Source organism: Mucilaginibacter rubeus (genome assembly GCF_014643835.1).
GTDB classification, from domain to species: Bacteria; Bacteroidota; Bacteroidia; order Sphingobacteriales; family Sphingobacteriaceae; genus Mucilaginibacter; species Mucilaginibacter rubeus.
Genome location: NZ_BMKD01000002.1, coordinates 518830 through 533129 on the forward strand (window position 1 = coordinate 518830; position 14300 = coordinate 533129).

At 40.7% G+C, this 14300-nt stretch carries 13 protein-coding genes; all 13 read left to right on the forward strand.

Annotated elements, in window-relative coordinates; all coding sequences use genetic code 11:
* Window positions 1-3: 3 nt before the first annotated feature.
* Window positions 4-1443, forward strand: coding sequence for a lipopolysaccharide biosynthesis protein (locus IEX80_RS08615; protein ID WP_090526813.1), 1440 nt, complete (start codon window positions 4-6; stop codon window positions 1441-1443).
* Window positions 1440-2615 carry a DegT/DnrJ/EryC1/StrS family aminotransferase gene (locus tag IEX80_RS08620; protein ID WP_188832658.1) on the forward strand — a complete coding sequence of 392 codons (1176 nt, stop codon included), beginning with the start codon at window positions 1440-1442 and terminating at the stop codon, window positions 2613-2615. Before IEX80_RS08615 ends, IEX80_RS08620 begins: the two co-directional genes overlap by 4 nt.
* Window positions 2612-3469 (forward strand): glycosyltransferase family 2 protein, encoded by an 858-nt coding sequence (locus tag IEX80_RS08625; RefSeq protein ID WP_090526810.1) that lies wholly within the window; start codon window positions 2612-2614, stop codon window positions 3467-3469. Before IEX80_RS08620 ends, IEX80_RS08625 begins: the two co-directional genes overlap by 4 nt.
* A 24-nt stretch (window positions 3470-3493) precedes the next feature.
* Window positions 3494-4663: a glycosyltransferase family 4 protein gene (locus tag IEX80_RS08630; protein WP_188832659.1), complete on the forward strand. Its 1170-nt coding sequence runs from the start codon at window positions 3494-3496 to the stop codon at window positions 4661-4663.
* 18 nt (window positions 4664-4681) lie between these two features.
* Entirely contained in the window at window positions 4682-5449 is a 768-nt protein-coding gene (locus IEX80_RS08635; RefSeq protein ID WP_176627543.1) for a DUF2334 domain-containing protein, read from the forward strand.
* 16 nt (window positions 5450-5465) lie between these two features.
* Window positions 5466-6710: a DegT/DnrJ/EryC1/StrS family aminotransferase gene (locus IEX80_RS08640; RefSeq protein ID WP_188832660.1), complete on the forward strand. Its 1245-nt coding sequence runs from the start codon at window positions 5466-5468 to the stop codon at window positions 6708-6710.
* 9 nt (window positions 6711-6719) lie between these two features.
* A complete protein-coding gene (locus IEX80_RS08645; RefSeq protein ID WP_090526802.1) occupies window positions 6720-7310 on the forward strand; it encodes a sugar transferase in 591 nt (196 codons plus the stop codon).
* Between the two features lie 84 nt (window positions 7311-7394).
* Entirely contained in the window at window positions 7395-8552 is a 1158-nt protein-coding gene (locus tag IEX80_RS08650) for an O-antigen ligase family protein (RefSeq protein WP_188832661.1), read from the forward strand.
* 25 nt (window positions 8553-8577) lie between these two features.
* Window positions 8578-9639: a glycosyltransferase gene (locus IEX80_RS08655; RefSeq protein ID WP_090526798.1), complete on the forward strand. Its 1062-nt coding sequence runs from the start codon at window positions 8578-8580 to the stop codon at window positions 9637-9639.
* A 30-nt stretch (window positions 9640-9669) separates the two neighbouring features.
* Window positions 9670-11511 carry an asparagine synthase (glutamine-hydrolyzing) gene (gene asnB / locus IEX80_RS08660; protein WP_188832662.1) on the forward strand — a complete coding sequence of 614 codons (1842 nt, stop codon included), beginning with the start codon at window positions 9670-9672 and terminating at the stop codon, window positions 11509-11511.
* Between the two features lie 14 nt (window positions 11512-11525).
* Complete coding sequence (locus tag IEX80_RS08665) at window positions 11526-12257, forward strand: GNAT family N-acetyltransferase (RefSeq protein ID WP_090526794.1); 732 nt, start codon at window positions 11526-11528, stop codon at window positions 12255-12257.
* Window positions 12254-13171: a glucosamine inositolphosphorylceramide transferase family protein gene (locus tag IEX80_RS08670; RefSeq protein ID WP_090526792.1), complete on the forward strand. Its 918-nt coding sequence runs from the start codon at window positions 12254-12256 to the stop codon at window positions 13169-13171. The genes IEX80_RS08665 and IEX80_RS08670 overlap by 4 nt, the downstream gene beginning before the upstream one ends.
* 8 nt (window positions 13172-13179) lie before the next feature.
* Entirely contained in the window at window positions 13180-14241 is a 1062-nt protein-coding gene (locus IEX80_RS08675) for a glycosyltransferase (RefSeq protein WP_188832663.1), read from the forward strand.
* Window positions 14242-14300: the final 59 nt, after the last annotated feature.

Consider the following 14300-nt stretch of genomic DNA (forward strand, 5'->3'; position numbering starts at 1 on the left):
TTTATGACCTACAAACAAAGAGCCGTGTCCGGTATAGTATGGGCGCTGTGGCAGCAATTAAGTTCAAAGGTGGTGAGCTTTGGCATATCCATTTTTCTGGCACGGATCCTGGAGCCGTCACAATTTGGTTTGATAGCTATGCTGTATCTTTTTATATCGATAGGCAATAGCCTTTTGGACGGCGGCCTTACAGCCTCGCTGATCCGAACCACCAATGCAGATCAGCGCGATTATTCAACCGTTTTCTATTTTAATATCATTGGCAGCAGCATTCTTTACCTGATACTTTTTATAACTGCGCCGCTCATCGCCGCTTTTTATCACCAGCCACTGTTAACCTCTGTTGTGCGCGTTTACACCTTAATTTTAATTATAAACGCGTTTTTTGGGGTACAAAGCACCTTACTGGTCAAGGATCTGAAGTTTAAAAAACAAACCAACATTCAAGTCCCGTCGGCCATTGGCGGCGGAATATTGGGTATCATACTTGCAAAATTAGGATACGGAGTTTGGAGCCTGGTTTGGATGGGCTTATGCACATCTTTTTTATCAACGGCCATACATTGGATCACTTCAAGCTGGCGACCGGCACTGATATTTGATAAGGCTTGTTTTAAAAAACATATCCATTTCGGCTACAAAATGACATTATCAGGTTTAATTGATACCGTTTATCAAAACATTTACCTGATAATCATAGGTAAGTTCTTTTCGGCAACCCAGCTTGGCTACTACAGCCGGGCCGATTCGATAAGCCAATTACCGATAAGTAATATTTCAGCAGCTATAAATAAAGTTACTTACCCAATGTTCGCAGAGATCTCAAACGACCCAATACAACTAAAAAATGTATATAAACGGCTTATGCAGCAGGTAGTATTCTGGAACGCACCGGCACTTATATTGCTCAGCGTTATTGCCAGGCCTTTGTTTCACATTTTGTTGACCGACAAATGGCTGCCAGCCGTTCCGTTTTTCCAGTTGCTATGCATAGGTGGCATCATGTACCCGCTTCATTCATACAACTTAAATGTTTTGAAAGTAATGGGGCAAAGCGCATTATTTTTAAAGTTAGAGGTTATTAAAAAGGTTTTAAGTGTAGTCGGCATCCTGCTCTTTATTCCCTTCGGGATTTATGGGTTATTATACTTTCAGTTACTTTTTAACATAATAGCCTACTACATCAATTCCATTTACAGCGGGCGCTTAATTGACTACCCGGTTACCGAACAGGTGAAAGATATTTTGCCAACAGTAACGTTGGCCGGAAGTATCGGCCTCTGCTGTTATTTTCTTGACAAGTTGCTGATCAATGATTTTTTCATCCCGACTATGCAAATTGGCATATTACTCATAGTATTCATTGCGGTTTATTATGGTGCCAGTTTATTAATTAAGCTCTCCGCTATTAAAGATTTTAACCAATTAATCCTAAAAAGATGATTCCAGTAACCAAACCATTTCTCCCTGCCGAAAAGGAGTTCAGAGCCTATGTTAAAAGTATCTGGGAAAGGCAATGGCTCACCAACAACGGCCCCCTTGTGAACACGCTCGAATTAAAGTTAAAACAATACCTGGGCGTTAGTCATATGCTGTTTGTTACAAACGGTACAATAGCTTTGCAACTGGCCATCAAAGCCCTTAACTTAAGCGGAGAAATTATCACAACGCCATTTTCATTTGTTGCTACTACAAGCACTATTGTATGGCAGGGTTGCGAACCTGTATTTGTGGATATCGACCCTGAGACGCTGAATATTGATCCGGCTAAAATAGAAGCAGCCATCACACCCAACACATCGGCTATACTGGCAACACACGTATTTGGTAACCCATGCGATATAACAGCCATACAGGCTATTGCTGATAAACATAACCTTAAGGTGATCTATGATGCCGCGCATTGCTTCGGTACTTTTTATAAAAACCGCTCCGTATTTGAATATGGCGACATCAGTGTAACCAGCTTTCACTCAACCAAATTATATCACACTATCGAAGGCGGCGCTGTATTTACCCAGGATCCGGAGTTATTAAAAACCATGGCACTGATGCGCAACTTCGGATATTCAGGTGTTGACACTTTTTCTGAAGAAGGTATCAACGCAAAAAACAGCGAGTTTCATGCAGCAATGGGTTTATGCAACCTGCACCATGTTGACGAAATACTTAAAAAAAGAAAGTATTTGTATGAGCAATATCTGCAGCGCCTGGAAAACCTGGATGTTCAGTTTCAAAAACTTGAAAACGAACAGGATTACAATTATGCATATTTCCCCGTCGTTTTTCAAACAGAGGCCCTTATGCATCAAAGTAAAGCAAAATTAGAGTTGGCACAGATTTATTGCAGGAGGTATTTTTACCCCTCACTGTCATCATTGCCATACGTAAAAAGCCAACCAATGCCTGTTTGCGATTCCATAGCGTCACGGGTGGTTTGTCTTCCTTTATATCATACGCTGTCGCTGTCAGATCTCGACCTTATTTGCAGGTTGTTGCTCCGCGCACAAAACTTCGACAACAACTTTAAACCGAAACATTTTGGCACACTGGTGACAGATAAAATTGAATCTGAAATAAATGTAAGGGCAGCGAATGTAAATGGAACGGTATGAATGATGAAGAAATAATGGTAAGTGTTCTTTGTATTACTTACAACCATGAAAAATTCATTTCCGAGGCTATCCGAAGCTTCTTGATGCAGAAAACCAACTTTAAGTTTGAGATCATTATTGGCGACGATTGCTCGACAGATAAAACCCAGTCAATAATTAAATTTTACTCAGAAACCTATCCCGGCAGGATCAAGCTTATAGCCTCCCCTACCAACTTAGGCACGCATAAAAATTTAATTAATTGTGTTACACAGTGCAGGGGCAGGTACATAGCTCTTTGCGAGGGCGACGACTACTGGATAAATGAATATAAACTGCAAAAGCAGGTTGATTTTTTAGAAAACAATGCCGACTTCGTTATTTGCTGCCATTACCACAAAGTGATAAACGTTAATAACAAAACACTTTACGTACATCCTAACCCCACACCGCTAATACATACATATGCCGATTTGCTGGCGGGGAAACAGGAAGAAACAAAAACGGCAACAGTTGTTTATCGCAATATTCCCGAAACTCATCAGTTGTTCGCTGCCCCCTGGTTTTTTGAATGTTTTGCCGGCGATAAAATGTTTAAGCTATGGGCCACCCAGCATACCGGCGGTAAAATTTATGTAATACCCGAGGTAATGAGCTGTTACCGCAATCATGAAGGAGGTGTGTGGAGCATGATCAACGCCAAAGCACGCATGGAAATGGTTATAAGTGATTTCAATTTAATCATCAAGAACTTCACATACTCCGCGATCGCTAAAAAAAGACTTTTGCTGCTTTACATAAAACGCTATCTGCTTTTTGAATTACAAAACAAGCGGTTTCGTAAAGCTTACGATACGGTAAAATACCTGCTATAACTGCCCAGCGCATTTAACATTAACATGAACATACAAGCCGCCCCTTTTTCAAAACCCGTTCTGTTTTTCATTATTCCGTCGCTTAGAGGCGGAGGAGCAGAAAGAGTTATCATTTCGCTTGCTAATTATTTTAATAAAAACAACTTCCAGTCGGTACTTATTTCTTTAAACAATGATGTTCCAGCATATGAAATTGATAATGATGTTAAGGTATTTTACCTTGCTGACCGTCAAAAAAATTTGTTTGTTTACAGGTTGTATCATATTGCCGAAACTTTTTTTAAACTTATCAAGTTATTGCGGGCTCAAAAACCGGTGTGCGCTTTATCATTTATCACATCCGCCAATATTTGGACTGGTATTACCTGTTGGTTTACCCGGGTACCTTACATTGTTTCAGAGCGCACTTCGCCCGATAGAAGCGTTATCAGGTTTAACTATTTGCGTAAACAACTGGCTTTAAACTTATATAAAAGAGCCGAAGCGGTTGTAGTAAGTGCTAAAGGAGTTGAGGACTGCCTGCTTAAGGACAAAGACTTTAAAGTGCTAACAAACATCGAGCGCATAACAAATGCTGTTACTATTTTCCCATTACCGTCAGAGGAGAAGGTTCACCATCGGAGGTTTATTTTGGGAGTTGGCCGTTTGGCCTATGTAAAGGGCTTTGATATCCTTATTGAGGCCTATGCAAAATCAAGCCTTACCGACGTCGATCTGATAATCGTTGGCGATGGCGAAGAACGTGCTAACCTCGTTTGCCAGATCTTTAATCTGGGGTTAAGAGAACGGGTATTGCTACCTGGAAGCAAAAACAACCTTCAGGATTATTACAACCAGGCCGAAATGTTTGTCTTACCATCGCGCAACGAGGGATACCCTAATGCTTTAGTTGAGGCTATGAGCTTTGGATGCCCTTCCATAGCAGTTGATTGCAATTTTGGACCTTCGGAGATCATCAACAACGGCCAAAATGGGATATTGGTAAAAAGAGGATCAATAAGTGATTTAGCCGATGCAATGCACCGTTTGGCCAACAATGAGGTTGTAAAAACAACTCTTGGAAATCAGGCCCGCGTCATATCTAAAACCAACCATCCTGATAAGATACTGGGAGAATGGGAAACGTTAATCAAAAAGCACGTCGCTGCAATTGCAACAGCGGCACAACTAACAAACAGCCAACCAGCTTTATAAAACTATCAAACTGTTAATATGCTACAGTACTTAATTCGTTTGGATGATTTATGCCCGACAAATAACCTCCAAAAATGGCAACGTTTCTTCACCCTGTTTGACAAGTATGGCATAAAACCCATAATTGCTGTTATACCGGCAAATAAAGACCCAAAGTTAAAAGCCTGCGGTAATTTCAATCCTTACTACTGGCAGTTGGTGCGCGAACTTCAAAATCAAAATTATGTGATAGGCATGCACGGTTTTGATCATTATTACATAAATCACAACTCCGGCTTGCTGAAGATGAATAACCGGTCGGAATTTGCAGGCTTACCATTGCAAACACAAAAAGAAAAAATAAGAAAAGCAGCCCAAATTTTCAAACGTGAAAATATCAACCCCACTGTTTTTATTGCTCCTGCACATACTTTTGACCGTAATACATTGCTTGCTTTACACGAATACACCAACATTAAAATAATAAGTGACGGCCTGCTTAAGTCACCTTATGTAAGATTTGGCTTTAATTGGGTACCTGTTCAACTATCAGAAGTTGAACAAAAAACAAAATACACCTGGACATTCAATTATCATCCCGAAACCTGTTCTGACAAAACGTTTGCTGAGCTTGAAATTTTCATAGAAAAAAACCATCACCTTTTTGTTTCATTGGATGACCTCGATTTTTCAAATTATACCTGGGCAGATGCCCTTGCCGAAAAATATTGCATTTATAAACGATTAGCCCGTGATTATGCTCAAAAAGCAATCGCTTTTTTGGAACGGGTCCCTGCCGGAAACTAACTCTATTAAACCTGATATGAAAATTTCTTTTGCGCCACCTTACATTGACCAGGCTGTTATAAACGAGGTTATGGACACGCTTAATTCTGGCTGGATAACCACCGGGCCCAAAGTAGCCGCACTTGAACAGCAAATGAAGCAGCTTACAGCTTCGGATGCAGCTGTTTGCGTAAACTCTTGGACATCAGGAGCTATCCTGATGCTGAAATGGTTCGGCATAAAGGAAGGCGACGAGGTTATCATACCAGCATACACCTATTGTGCTACCGCCTTAAGTGTAATGCATTGCGGGGCTACGCCGGTGATAGTTGATGTTGATGACGACTGCTGCATCTCCACAGAAGCTGTGATTAAAGCAATAACTCCAAAAACAAAAGCAATTATTGCTGTTGACATAGCCGGCTGGCCATGCAACTACGAAGAATTAAAGGCGATTATCAATAAACCGGAAATTAAAAAATTATTCGTTGCTGAAAGCCCTAAGCAAAAGATTTTAGGCAGGATCCTCTTAATTGCCGATGCAGCGCACTCAATCGGTGCAACCATAAATGAATTGCCGGCAGCAAAGTATAGTGACGTATCGATATTTTCTTTTCACGCGGTAAAAAACATCACTACAGCCGAAGGAGGTTGTATCTGCATCAATTTACCTGCCCGCTTTAATTCGGCTGAAGAATACCGGTATTTAAAACTATATACTCTTAACGGCCAAACCAAAGATGCCTTCACCAAAAGTAATGGCGGCGGCTGGAAATACGATATTCTGTTTATGGGCCTCAAAATCAATATGCCCGACATTTGTGCCGCGATAGGCCTCGGCCAGCTCAGAAATTATGAGGCCAGCTTGCTCCCTATGCGCAAGCATGTTGCATCCGTATATTGTGACAGGTTCAAATCAATGGACTGGTTTGTTGAACCGCCACTAAAAAACGAGCAAAGGGAATCATCCTACCACTTGTTTGCCCTGCGGGTCAAAGGCATATCAGAGACACAGCGTGACCAGATAATTGAAAGTATTATGGCTGAAGGGATCATGGCCAATGTACATTTTACCCCGCTGCCAATGCTTACTCTTTTTAAAGATCTGGGTTATAAGATCGCTCAGTATCCATCAGCTTATGCTCTTTACGCAAATGAAATCTCGCTGCCCATTTATCCTCAACTTACCGGCGAGCAGATTGATTTCATAATTACAACCGTCATAAACTCGGTTAACACTGTGCTGGATGAGTGTAAAGAACTTGCAAAAGTGGAATTATAAAATAGAGTTATGATTAAACGGCTTTTTGATATTGTCATATCACTTATAGCACTGATAATGTTGCTCCCATTGTTTATTTTAATTGCCATAGCTATTAAAATAAATTCGAGGGGAAGCGCATTTTATAAACAAACAAGGGTTGGGAAAGATGGAAATGAGTTTGAACTGTTCAAATTCCGGACCATGTACATAAACTCGGACAGGGCCGGATTATTAACCATAGGCAGTAAAGATTACCGGATCACCAGTGTTGGTTACTGGCTCAGGAAATATAAACTTGATGAACTGCCGCAATTACTAAACGTGTTAAAAGGTGACATGAGCTTTGTTGGCCCGCGCCCCGAAGTACGGAAATATGTAAACCTGTATACACCTGCTCAACTAAGGGTATTAAGTGTTAAACCGGGAGTAACAGACTGGGCATCCATCAAATATTTTGATGAAAATGATATCCTGGCCGGCAGCGATGATCCTGAAGATATGTATATCAAGGTAATAGTTCCATCAAAGATCAGCAAGAATCTCGAATACATCGACAATCAGGATCTTTTCATGGATCTGAAGATAATACTATCTACAATAAAACGAATTTTTCAATAGTTCCACTTTATTATGCTGCTTAAAAAGTGCCTCTTTTATGGTTTAATGCTCTTCTATCTGTACACACTTGCTTTTAACATTTTCATGACAGATACTTTGAGGATTCCTGCGCCTGTAATTTTTTGCATGCTGCTATTCTTTGTGCAAAAACCTTTGCTGGATTTCGGCTATACCAAGGAGTTAATAATTTTTTTAATCGGCGTTTTTTTATATCAGGTAGTAGGGATGAACAATTATGTTACCTTTTTTGCCATTCTCCTTACTATAATACCATGTTCGTTATACTTCAACTATTTTGTTGGTGCAAATAAATCGCGCTATTACGCTTCAATATTAATGTTTTTCTTTCTGCTCATGTGCTCTATGATCATTATGGTACTTGATCACAGCATGGCAGGCACCATTGATCCGATCAGGAGCATGCTATTGGGCGAGCCGGTTAAACAAAGTCCAGCCGGCCTGGCAGTAACGCAATTCAACTTCGGGTACCAGGTTGTAGCCATTACCACGTTTGCCTTTATTGCATCATGCACTACCGGGCAATATCTTATAGTAAGAGCATTGGTTTTAGCGGCCTGCATTGTTTGCATTTACCTTGGCATGAACAGGTCGGCATTTATAAGCTTTGGAGCCGGTGTAACGCTCTTCCTGTTTATTTACTATCGCTATAGAGCCGTTTTCCTGGTTGCAGCTACAGTGATCATATGTTTTGGGTTGTACACTTATGTATTAAAAGATAACACTGATGACAAAAACAACATCCTGTCAAAAAATCAGGCTAAAGAGGCAAATGATTTTAACAGGGCCGACATGGCTGCCGAAAACCTTAAAATATTTGCTGACTATCCTTTCGGACTTATATTTTATGGTAAAACCTGGAACGACGTAACTTACCGGAACCCCTTGTTCACTTTCGGATTATCATCGCACAATGCCTACCTGATGTTTATTACCCTGCTTGGCCCGTTTTTGGGGCTGGGGTTACTATGGGCCATATATTACAAAACTGTCCGACTGTTTTGGCAAACTATAAAAAACGTAAAGCATAAAGGGAGTGCAATTTATGTAGCTATATTTTTCACTTTTATAGCAATTTCATTAAACGCGCTGTCACATAACGGGTGGCTGATGAGCGTGGACGGCCCTACTATATTTATTTATTTCGCCGTATTACACTACAACAGGTTAAAAGACCCTGTAAAACAAACCGAACCAGTGCAGGAAGAATTAGCTGTCGCTTAAAACTTGATCCAGATTTTTATTTATAATGAGAAAAAAGATTTTCCTTGTTCTTGGCTCGCTTGGCACAGGTGGTTCTGAGCGTGTTTACTGGCTGTTATCGCAATATTTCAACAAACCCGATTATGAGGTAGTTGTAGTATTGCTTAATGGAGACGAGTGCAGTTTCTCAACAGAAATAGCAGGTATCAGATTTTTAAACCTGAAAACAATAAAGGCTTCACGCTCATTTTTTAAACTTCGCAAACTGCTGAAAGATGAAAAACCATACGCTGTTTTTTCAACTACCGATCATATTAATATCCTGGTAGCCTTTGTTTCAATGTTTGTTAAAGTGCCTAATTTAATAGCCAGGGCATCTAACAATCCGCAGCAAATGGCACAGTTTTATGGGTTTAAATCCCGTTTTTACAATTACTTTTCCAGGTTTTTGTTTGTACGCTTTAACTCAATAGTTTGCCAGTCGGAAGAAATGAAGCAATCCATTGCCCGGTTTTATAACATCAACCTAAACAAGCTTATAGTTATTCATAACCCGGTTATTATAACGAATGCAATAAAACCTCAAAACCAAATTTCGGGACTAAAGAGGCTTATTGCAGTTAACCGGCTCATCAAAGAGAAAGGATTATTTCGCTTGCTTGAGGTTATGAAAGCACTGCCTCAAAACTATGTTCTAACTATAGCCGGCAAGGGCCCGCTGATGGATACCTTAAAAGCAGAGGTACAAAATATCGGCCTCAACGAACGCGTGAAGTTCATCGGCGAAATTAAAAATGTTGCCGATGTTATTTCTAAGCATGACTTACTGGTTTTAAGCTCATTTACCGAAGGCTTCCCTAATGTAGTGCTCGAAGCACTGTCGGTAGGCGTTCCGGTAGTTACATTCAGAGTTGGCGGTGTTAACGAACTGATAAGGGAAGGCTTTAACGGTTTTATAGCCGAACAAAATGATCTTTGCACACTACGCCATCAAATTATCAGGGCATGCAATCAAACCTGGCAGCATCCTAATATCAAAGCCGATATCGTTGATCGCTTTAGTCTCGAGAAAATAGGCATGGAATATGAAACCCTGCTTGCTAATTAAACAAAACTATTAACCCCTTAGCGTTTTTTTATGTGCGGCATTTACGGATCAACAGTGAGATATGACGATAACATCATATTTCAAAAACTGGCAAGGGCCGATTTCAGGGGGCCCGATTATTCTGGCTTTGAACACAATGGTCCGGTTACCCTGGGCCATAACCGGCTGGCTATTGTTGATCTGGACCACCGGTCAGATCAGCCCTTAACTTACAATCACCTTAAAGTTGTATTTAATGGCGAAATCTACAACTATAAAACCTTAAAGGTAAAGCTCACAGCCCTGGGTTACAGATTCCTGACCGATTCCGATACAGAGGTTATTACAGCCGCCTATCTTGAATACGGCGAAAACTGTGTCAACCATTTCAACGGGATGTTTGCCTTTGTAATTTTTGACACCCGTACGCTCCAGCTTTTTGGCGCCCGCGACAGGCTTGGCAAAAAGCCGTTTTATTATACCCAAAATGGTTTAGATTTTGAATTTGCCAGCCAGCCATCGCAAATATGTATAGGCCGGAATGTAACTATCAATGAACAGGCTATTAACGAATATTTTGTATGGGGATACGTTCCCGAACCCAAATCGGCCTGGAACGAAATCCAAAAGCTTGAGGCCGGGCATTCATTTTGTTTTGATTGCAACACCGGCAGTTTCAGAAAAAGAAAATACTGGGAACTGGACTTAAACCATGCCGAACGCTATGAAGGAGCATATCAGCAAGCACAGGCCGATTTAACCCGGCTGATTACCAACGCTGTTGATATACGCATGCATGCCGATGTGCCCCTTGGAGTATACCTTTCAGGCGGTATCGACTCATCACTTGTTGCGGCTATAGCTTCAAAAAACTATGATAATGTAAAAACCTTTTGCATAAAATTCAGAGAAAAAGGTTTTGATGAAAGCGTTTTTGCACAAAAAATTGCCGATCATTTAAAAACAGATCATCATACAATTGAATGTAATAAAGAAGAAGGCATTGAACTAATTGAGAGTTTCGGCCGCTATTATGATGAGCCTTTTGCCGATTCAAGCGCCATCCCATCCCTGCTGTTAAGTAAACACACCAAAAAACACGTTACCGTGGTTTTAAGCGGTGATGGCGGCGACGAAAGCTTTTTAGGATACAGCCGTTATAAATGGTTTAATATGGTTAACCAGCTGTTTAAATGCCCGCTGGCGCTGCGTAAAAAAATAGCCGATCTAATTAGCATCTCCCCTAACTATCGTCATAAACTAATTGCAATGGGGATCTGCAATCCGGAGGTCAAATCACTTTACGGGCTTATGCTGGGCGGCCTGGAATACTCCTGGCTCGAAAATCCTAACATTGGCCTGCAGGTTCCCTTCATGGATATCTGGTCGTCAAAATCAACAAGCATGCTTCAAAAGCTGTCGGCATTTGATACCAAGACCTATTTAAACGGTGATATAAATACTAAGGTTGACAGGGGCACAATGGCCTTTTCGTTAGAAGCAAGGGCGCCGCTTATGGATTACCGGGTAATTGCATTTGCGCAAACCTTGCCCGACAGCTATAAATTTAAATACGGCATTCAAAAAAGGATTTTGAAAGATATACTATACCAATATGCGCCGGCGCAACTGTTTGACAGGCCAAAATCCGGCTTTACAATGCCGCTAAGCCATTGGTTTAAAAACGAACTGAGAGATCACGTGATGGATCATCTTTCAATCAGCGAGCTAAAGAACATCCCCGGTATTAACGTACAAAAATCATTTGCTATGATAAACGATCACATGAGCGGCAAATGGAACAGGGCAACCCAGATCTGGAAACTGCTTGTGTATACACAATGGCTTAAAGATCAGCGTTCAAAAGCAATTTCAACATACCAGGTAGCTTAAAACATTCTAACCTTATGATCCAGATTAACAACAGGGCTATGCGTATAGTACCATACACAGTTGTGTGGTTTGCCGCTAAGCCCAATTTATGGGGTTGCCTGTTAAAATACTATAAACAAAGTAAAAGCAGCGAAACTGTTCCGGGATATCGTAAAGAGGATTTTTTTACAAAAATAATTGATATAACCGTACCTGTACCTGCTATTGAAGCCAATTTTGACAAAAACACAACATACGAAATACGCAGGGCCCTTAAAGATGGCGTATCAACCGTGATGGGTACCGGCATTAAACCCTTTATTGACTTTTACAATGCATTTGCAGTTACCAAGGGCCTAAAAAAAATCAATAAAGAATTTTATAAATACAAACCGCACCTGTTTATCTCCAAAGCGGTTTACCAGGACCAGGATATTGTTATGCACGCTTACATCCGCGATCATTCATCGCAAAGAGTAAGATTATTGCATTCGGCTTCCCTGTTCAGAAATGAAAATGACAGCCAGTTAAGAGCTGTCACAGGCCGGGCAAACCGCTTGCTGCATTTTGAAGATATCCGCTTTTTTAAACAGCTTGGGTTTAAAATATATGATTTGGGCGGCTATGCTTACAATACATCGGATGCCGAACTTTTAAAGATCAACAAATTCAAAGATAGTTTTGGTGGAAGCCTGCTGCAGGAAACCGATTATCTGCCTATATCACTAACGCTCCTGTCATTTTTAAAAAAAACATTTCGATTATGAAAGACCTTATCTCCTCATTCATTTCATTTATTCACAGAGTGTTTAGTTATGACAAATGGAATATAGGTTATATATCACAATCTCCAGAAAACCTTATCCACACTCAGCAGCTAAACGGAAAAATCAATTGGTTATCAGAAGATAAGGCGGATTATACGGCCGATCCTTTTACTGCAAATATCAACGGCCGTTTACATCTCTATTATGAAGAGCTTAATTTTTGGAAGGGAAAAGGCGAAATCATGATGACGGATAACATGCATTTCAAAAATAAGAAAAAAGTAAATGGCATCATGGAAGACGAAATACACCTCTCTTATCCTCACATGTTCACTGATAGTAACCGGCTATACTGTATTCCGGAAACAGGCAGAGCTAAACAGGTGGCTCTTTATCAAATTGATATGAACAACCCTTATAAGTTTGAAAAGATTAGGGTATTGCTGGAAGGCCAGGCATTTGTTGACAGTTCTATTATCCATTATAACAACAAATATTGGCTCTTTACAAGTGTTTCGGGTGAACAGGGTGTACTGTACTTATTTTATGCCGACACACTCGACGCTCCATTTAAGGCACATAAACAAAACCCGATAAATGTGGCGTCAAACGTGAGCCGGTCGGCAGGGAGGCTATTTGTAGTTGGGCAAAAACTTTATATGCCCAGCCAAAACCCTAAAAGGTGTTATGGAGGCTCGGTAATGATCAATGAAATAACCACTATAACCGAAACAGATTTTCAATACCATACTGCTTTTGAACTACTTCCCCAGGCACCTTATGACGAAGGGTTGCATACTATAAATTTTGAAGATGGATTGTTGATTGTTGATGGAAAACGCAAAGTATTGAGTGCAATGGGCCCCTTTAAAAAAGTGATCAGGAAACTGAAGACCCTTAATAACGCTAACTAATGCCCAAGATGAAGCCTAAATTACTTTTTGTTTCAATTACCAACAAGGCAAACGGCGCCGAGAACATACTGCTACAAGCCGCCCGTGCGAGTAACGCTTCTCTGCTATTTTTAAAGAAAGTTGAAAGCGGCGGGTTAAATATTCCCATCGATCAACAAGTGGAATATGTGAGCAACGGAAGCATATTAAGTGGCTTTTCAAGGTTAATAAAAAGCTTAAGCCCTTACCGCACAGATCATATTATTTTTAGTACACATCCTTACTTAAATGCTTTCCTGGGTTTTTTAAAGCGCATTGGATATTTAAAATCAAAACTCATAGTAAGGGAATGCTCTTCTGTTTTAACCCGGTACAGCGGTTTAAAAAAATTGAGTTACCAGATAGCATATTGGCTTGGCTACCCCGGGGTAAATTTGGTTGTATGCCAAACCAACAGCATGCGGGATAGCTTTGTACAGCATCTCCCATACATCGACAAGCGAAGGGTTATCATTCAGAAAAACCCGATCGATATTGAACAAAACCTAATAAAGGCCGAAGAAGCACTGCCCGCTGCCGATGCCACTGCTGAATTTATTTGCGCAGCCGGGCGGCTGATTCCTGAAAAGGGTTTTGATATACTAATTATCGCTTTTGATGAAATTAAAGCTTCCCAGCCCCATTTGCAGCTCCTGATATTTGGCGAAGGCCCCGAGCAAGCTTCGCTTCAGAAACTGATCAGTGAATTAAAATTGGAAGGCCGGGTAGTATTAAAAGGGTGGGTCGCAAACCCAATGCCTTATTTTAAGCATGCAAAAGCCTGCGTTATATCATCAATAAAAGAGGGCTTTCCGAACGTATTGTTGCAAATGATGATCCTGAACCCTGTTGTAATCAGCACCAATTGCGCGGGAGGTATCGATGAGATCCCGGGCATTTACCTGGCTGAAGCCGATAATGTAAACTCGTTAACAACAACGGTAAACACCGCCCTCAGCACTAATAGCAATCATAAAGACCTTATAATGCAATACGTAGAAGACCGCACCCCCGAAATATTCATCAAGTCGATACTGAATGCACTGGTATAAACAGCCCCTGACTTATACATAGTAGCGCAACAACTTTAACTAACTAAAATAAAATTTTT

Excerpts from the sequence above, each read along its gene's own strand:
- IEX80_RS08615 (WP_090526813.1), top strand. The coding sequence starts at position 4 with ATGACCTACAAACAAAGAGCCGTGTCCGGTATAGTATGGGCGCTGTGG.
- IEX80_RS08620 (WP_188832658.1), top strand. The coding sequence starts at position 1,440 with ATGATTCCAGTAACCAAACCATTTCTCCCTGCCGAAAAGGAGTTCAGA.
- IEX80_RS08625 (WP_090526810.1), top strand. The coding sequence starts at position 2,612 with ATGAATGATGAAGAAATAATGGTAAGTGTTCTTTGTATTACTTACAAC.
- IEX80_RS08630 (WP_188832659.1), top strand. The coding sequence starts at position 3,494 with ATGAACATACAAGCCGCCCCTTTTTCAAAACCCGTTCTGTTTTTCATT.
- IEX80_RS08635 (WP_176627543.1), top strand. The coding sequence starts at position 4,682 with ATGCTACAGTACTTAATTCGTTTGGATGATTTATGCCCGACAAATAAC.
- IEX80_RS08640 (WP_188832660.1), top strand. The coding sequence starts at position 5,466 with ATGAAAATTTCTTTTGCGCCACCTTACATTGACCAGGCTGTTATAAAC.
- IEX80_RS08645 (WP_090526802.1), top strand. The coding sequence starts at position 6,720 with ATGATTAAACGGCTTTTTGATATTGTCATATCACTTATAGCACTGATA.
- IEX80_RS08650 (WP_188832661.1), top strand. The coding sequence starts at position 7,395 with ATGACAGATACTTTGAGGATTCCTGCGCCTGTAATTTTTTGCATGCTG.
- IEX80_RS08655 (WP_090526798.1), top strand. The coding sequence starts at position 8,578 with ATGAGAAAAAAGATTTTCCTTGTTCTTGGCTCGCTTGGCACAGGTGGT.
- asnB (WP_188832662.1), top strand. The coding sequence starts at position 9,670 with ATGTGCGGCATTTACGGATCAACAGTGAGATATGACGATAACATCATA.
- IEX80_RS08665 (WP_090526794.1), top strand. The coding sequence starts at position 11,526 with ATGATCCAGATTAACAACAGGGCTATGCGTATAGTACCATACACAGTT.
- IEX80_RS08670 (WP_090526792.1), top strand. The coding sequence starts at position 12,254 with ATGAAAGACCTTATCTCCTCATTCATTTCATTTATTCACAGAGTGTTT.
- IEX80_RS08675 (WP_188832663.1), top strand. The coding sequence starts at position 13,180 with ATGAAGCCTAAATTACTTTTTGTTTCAATTACCAACAAGGCAAACGGC.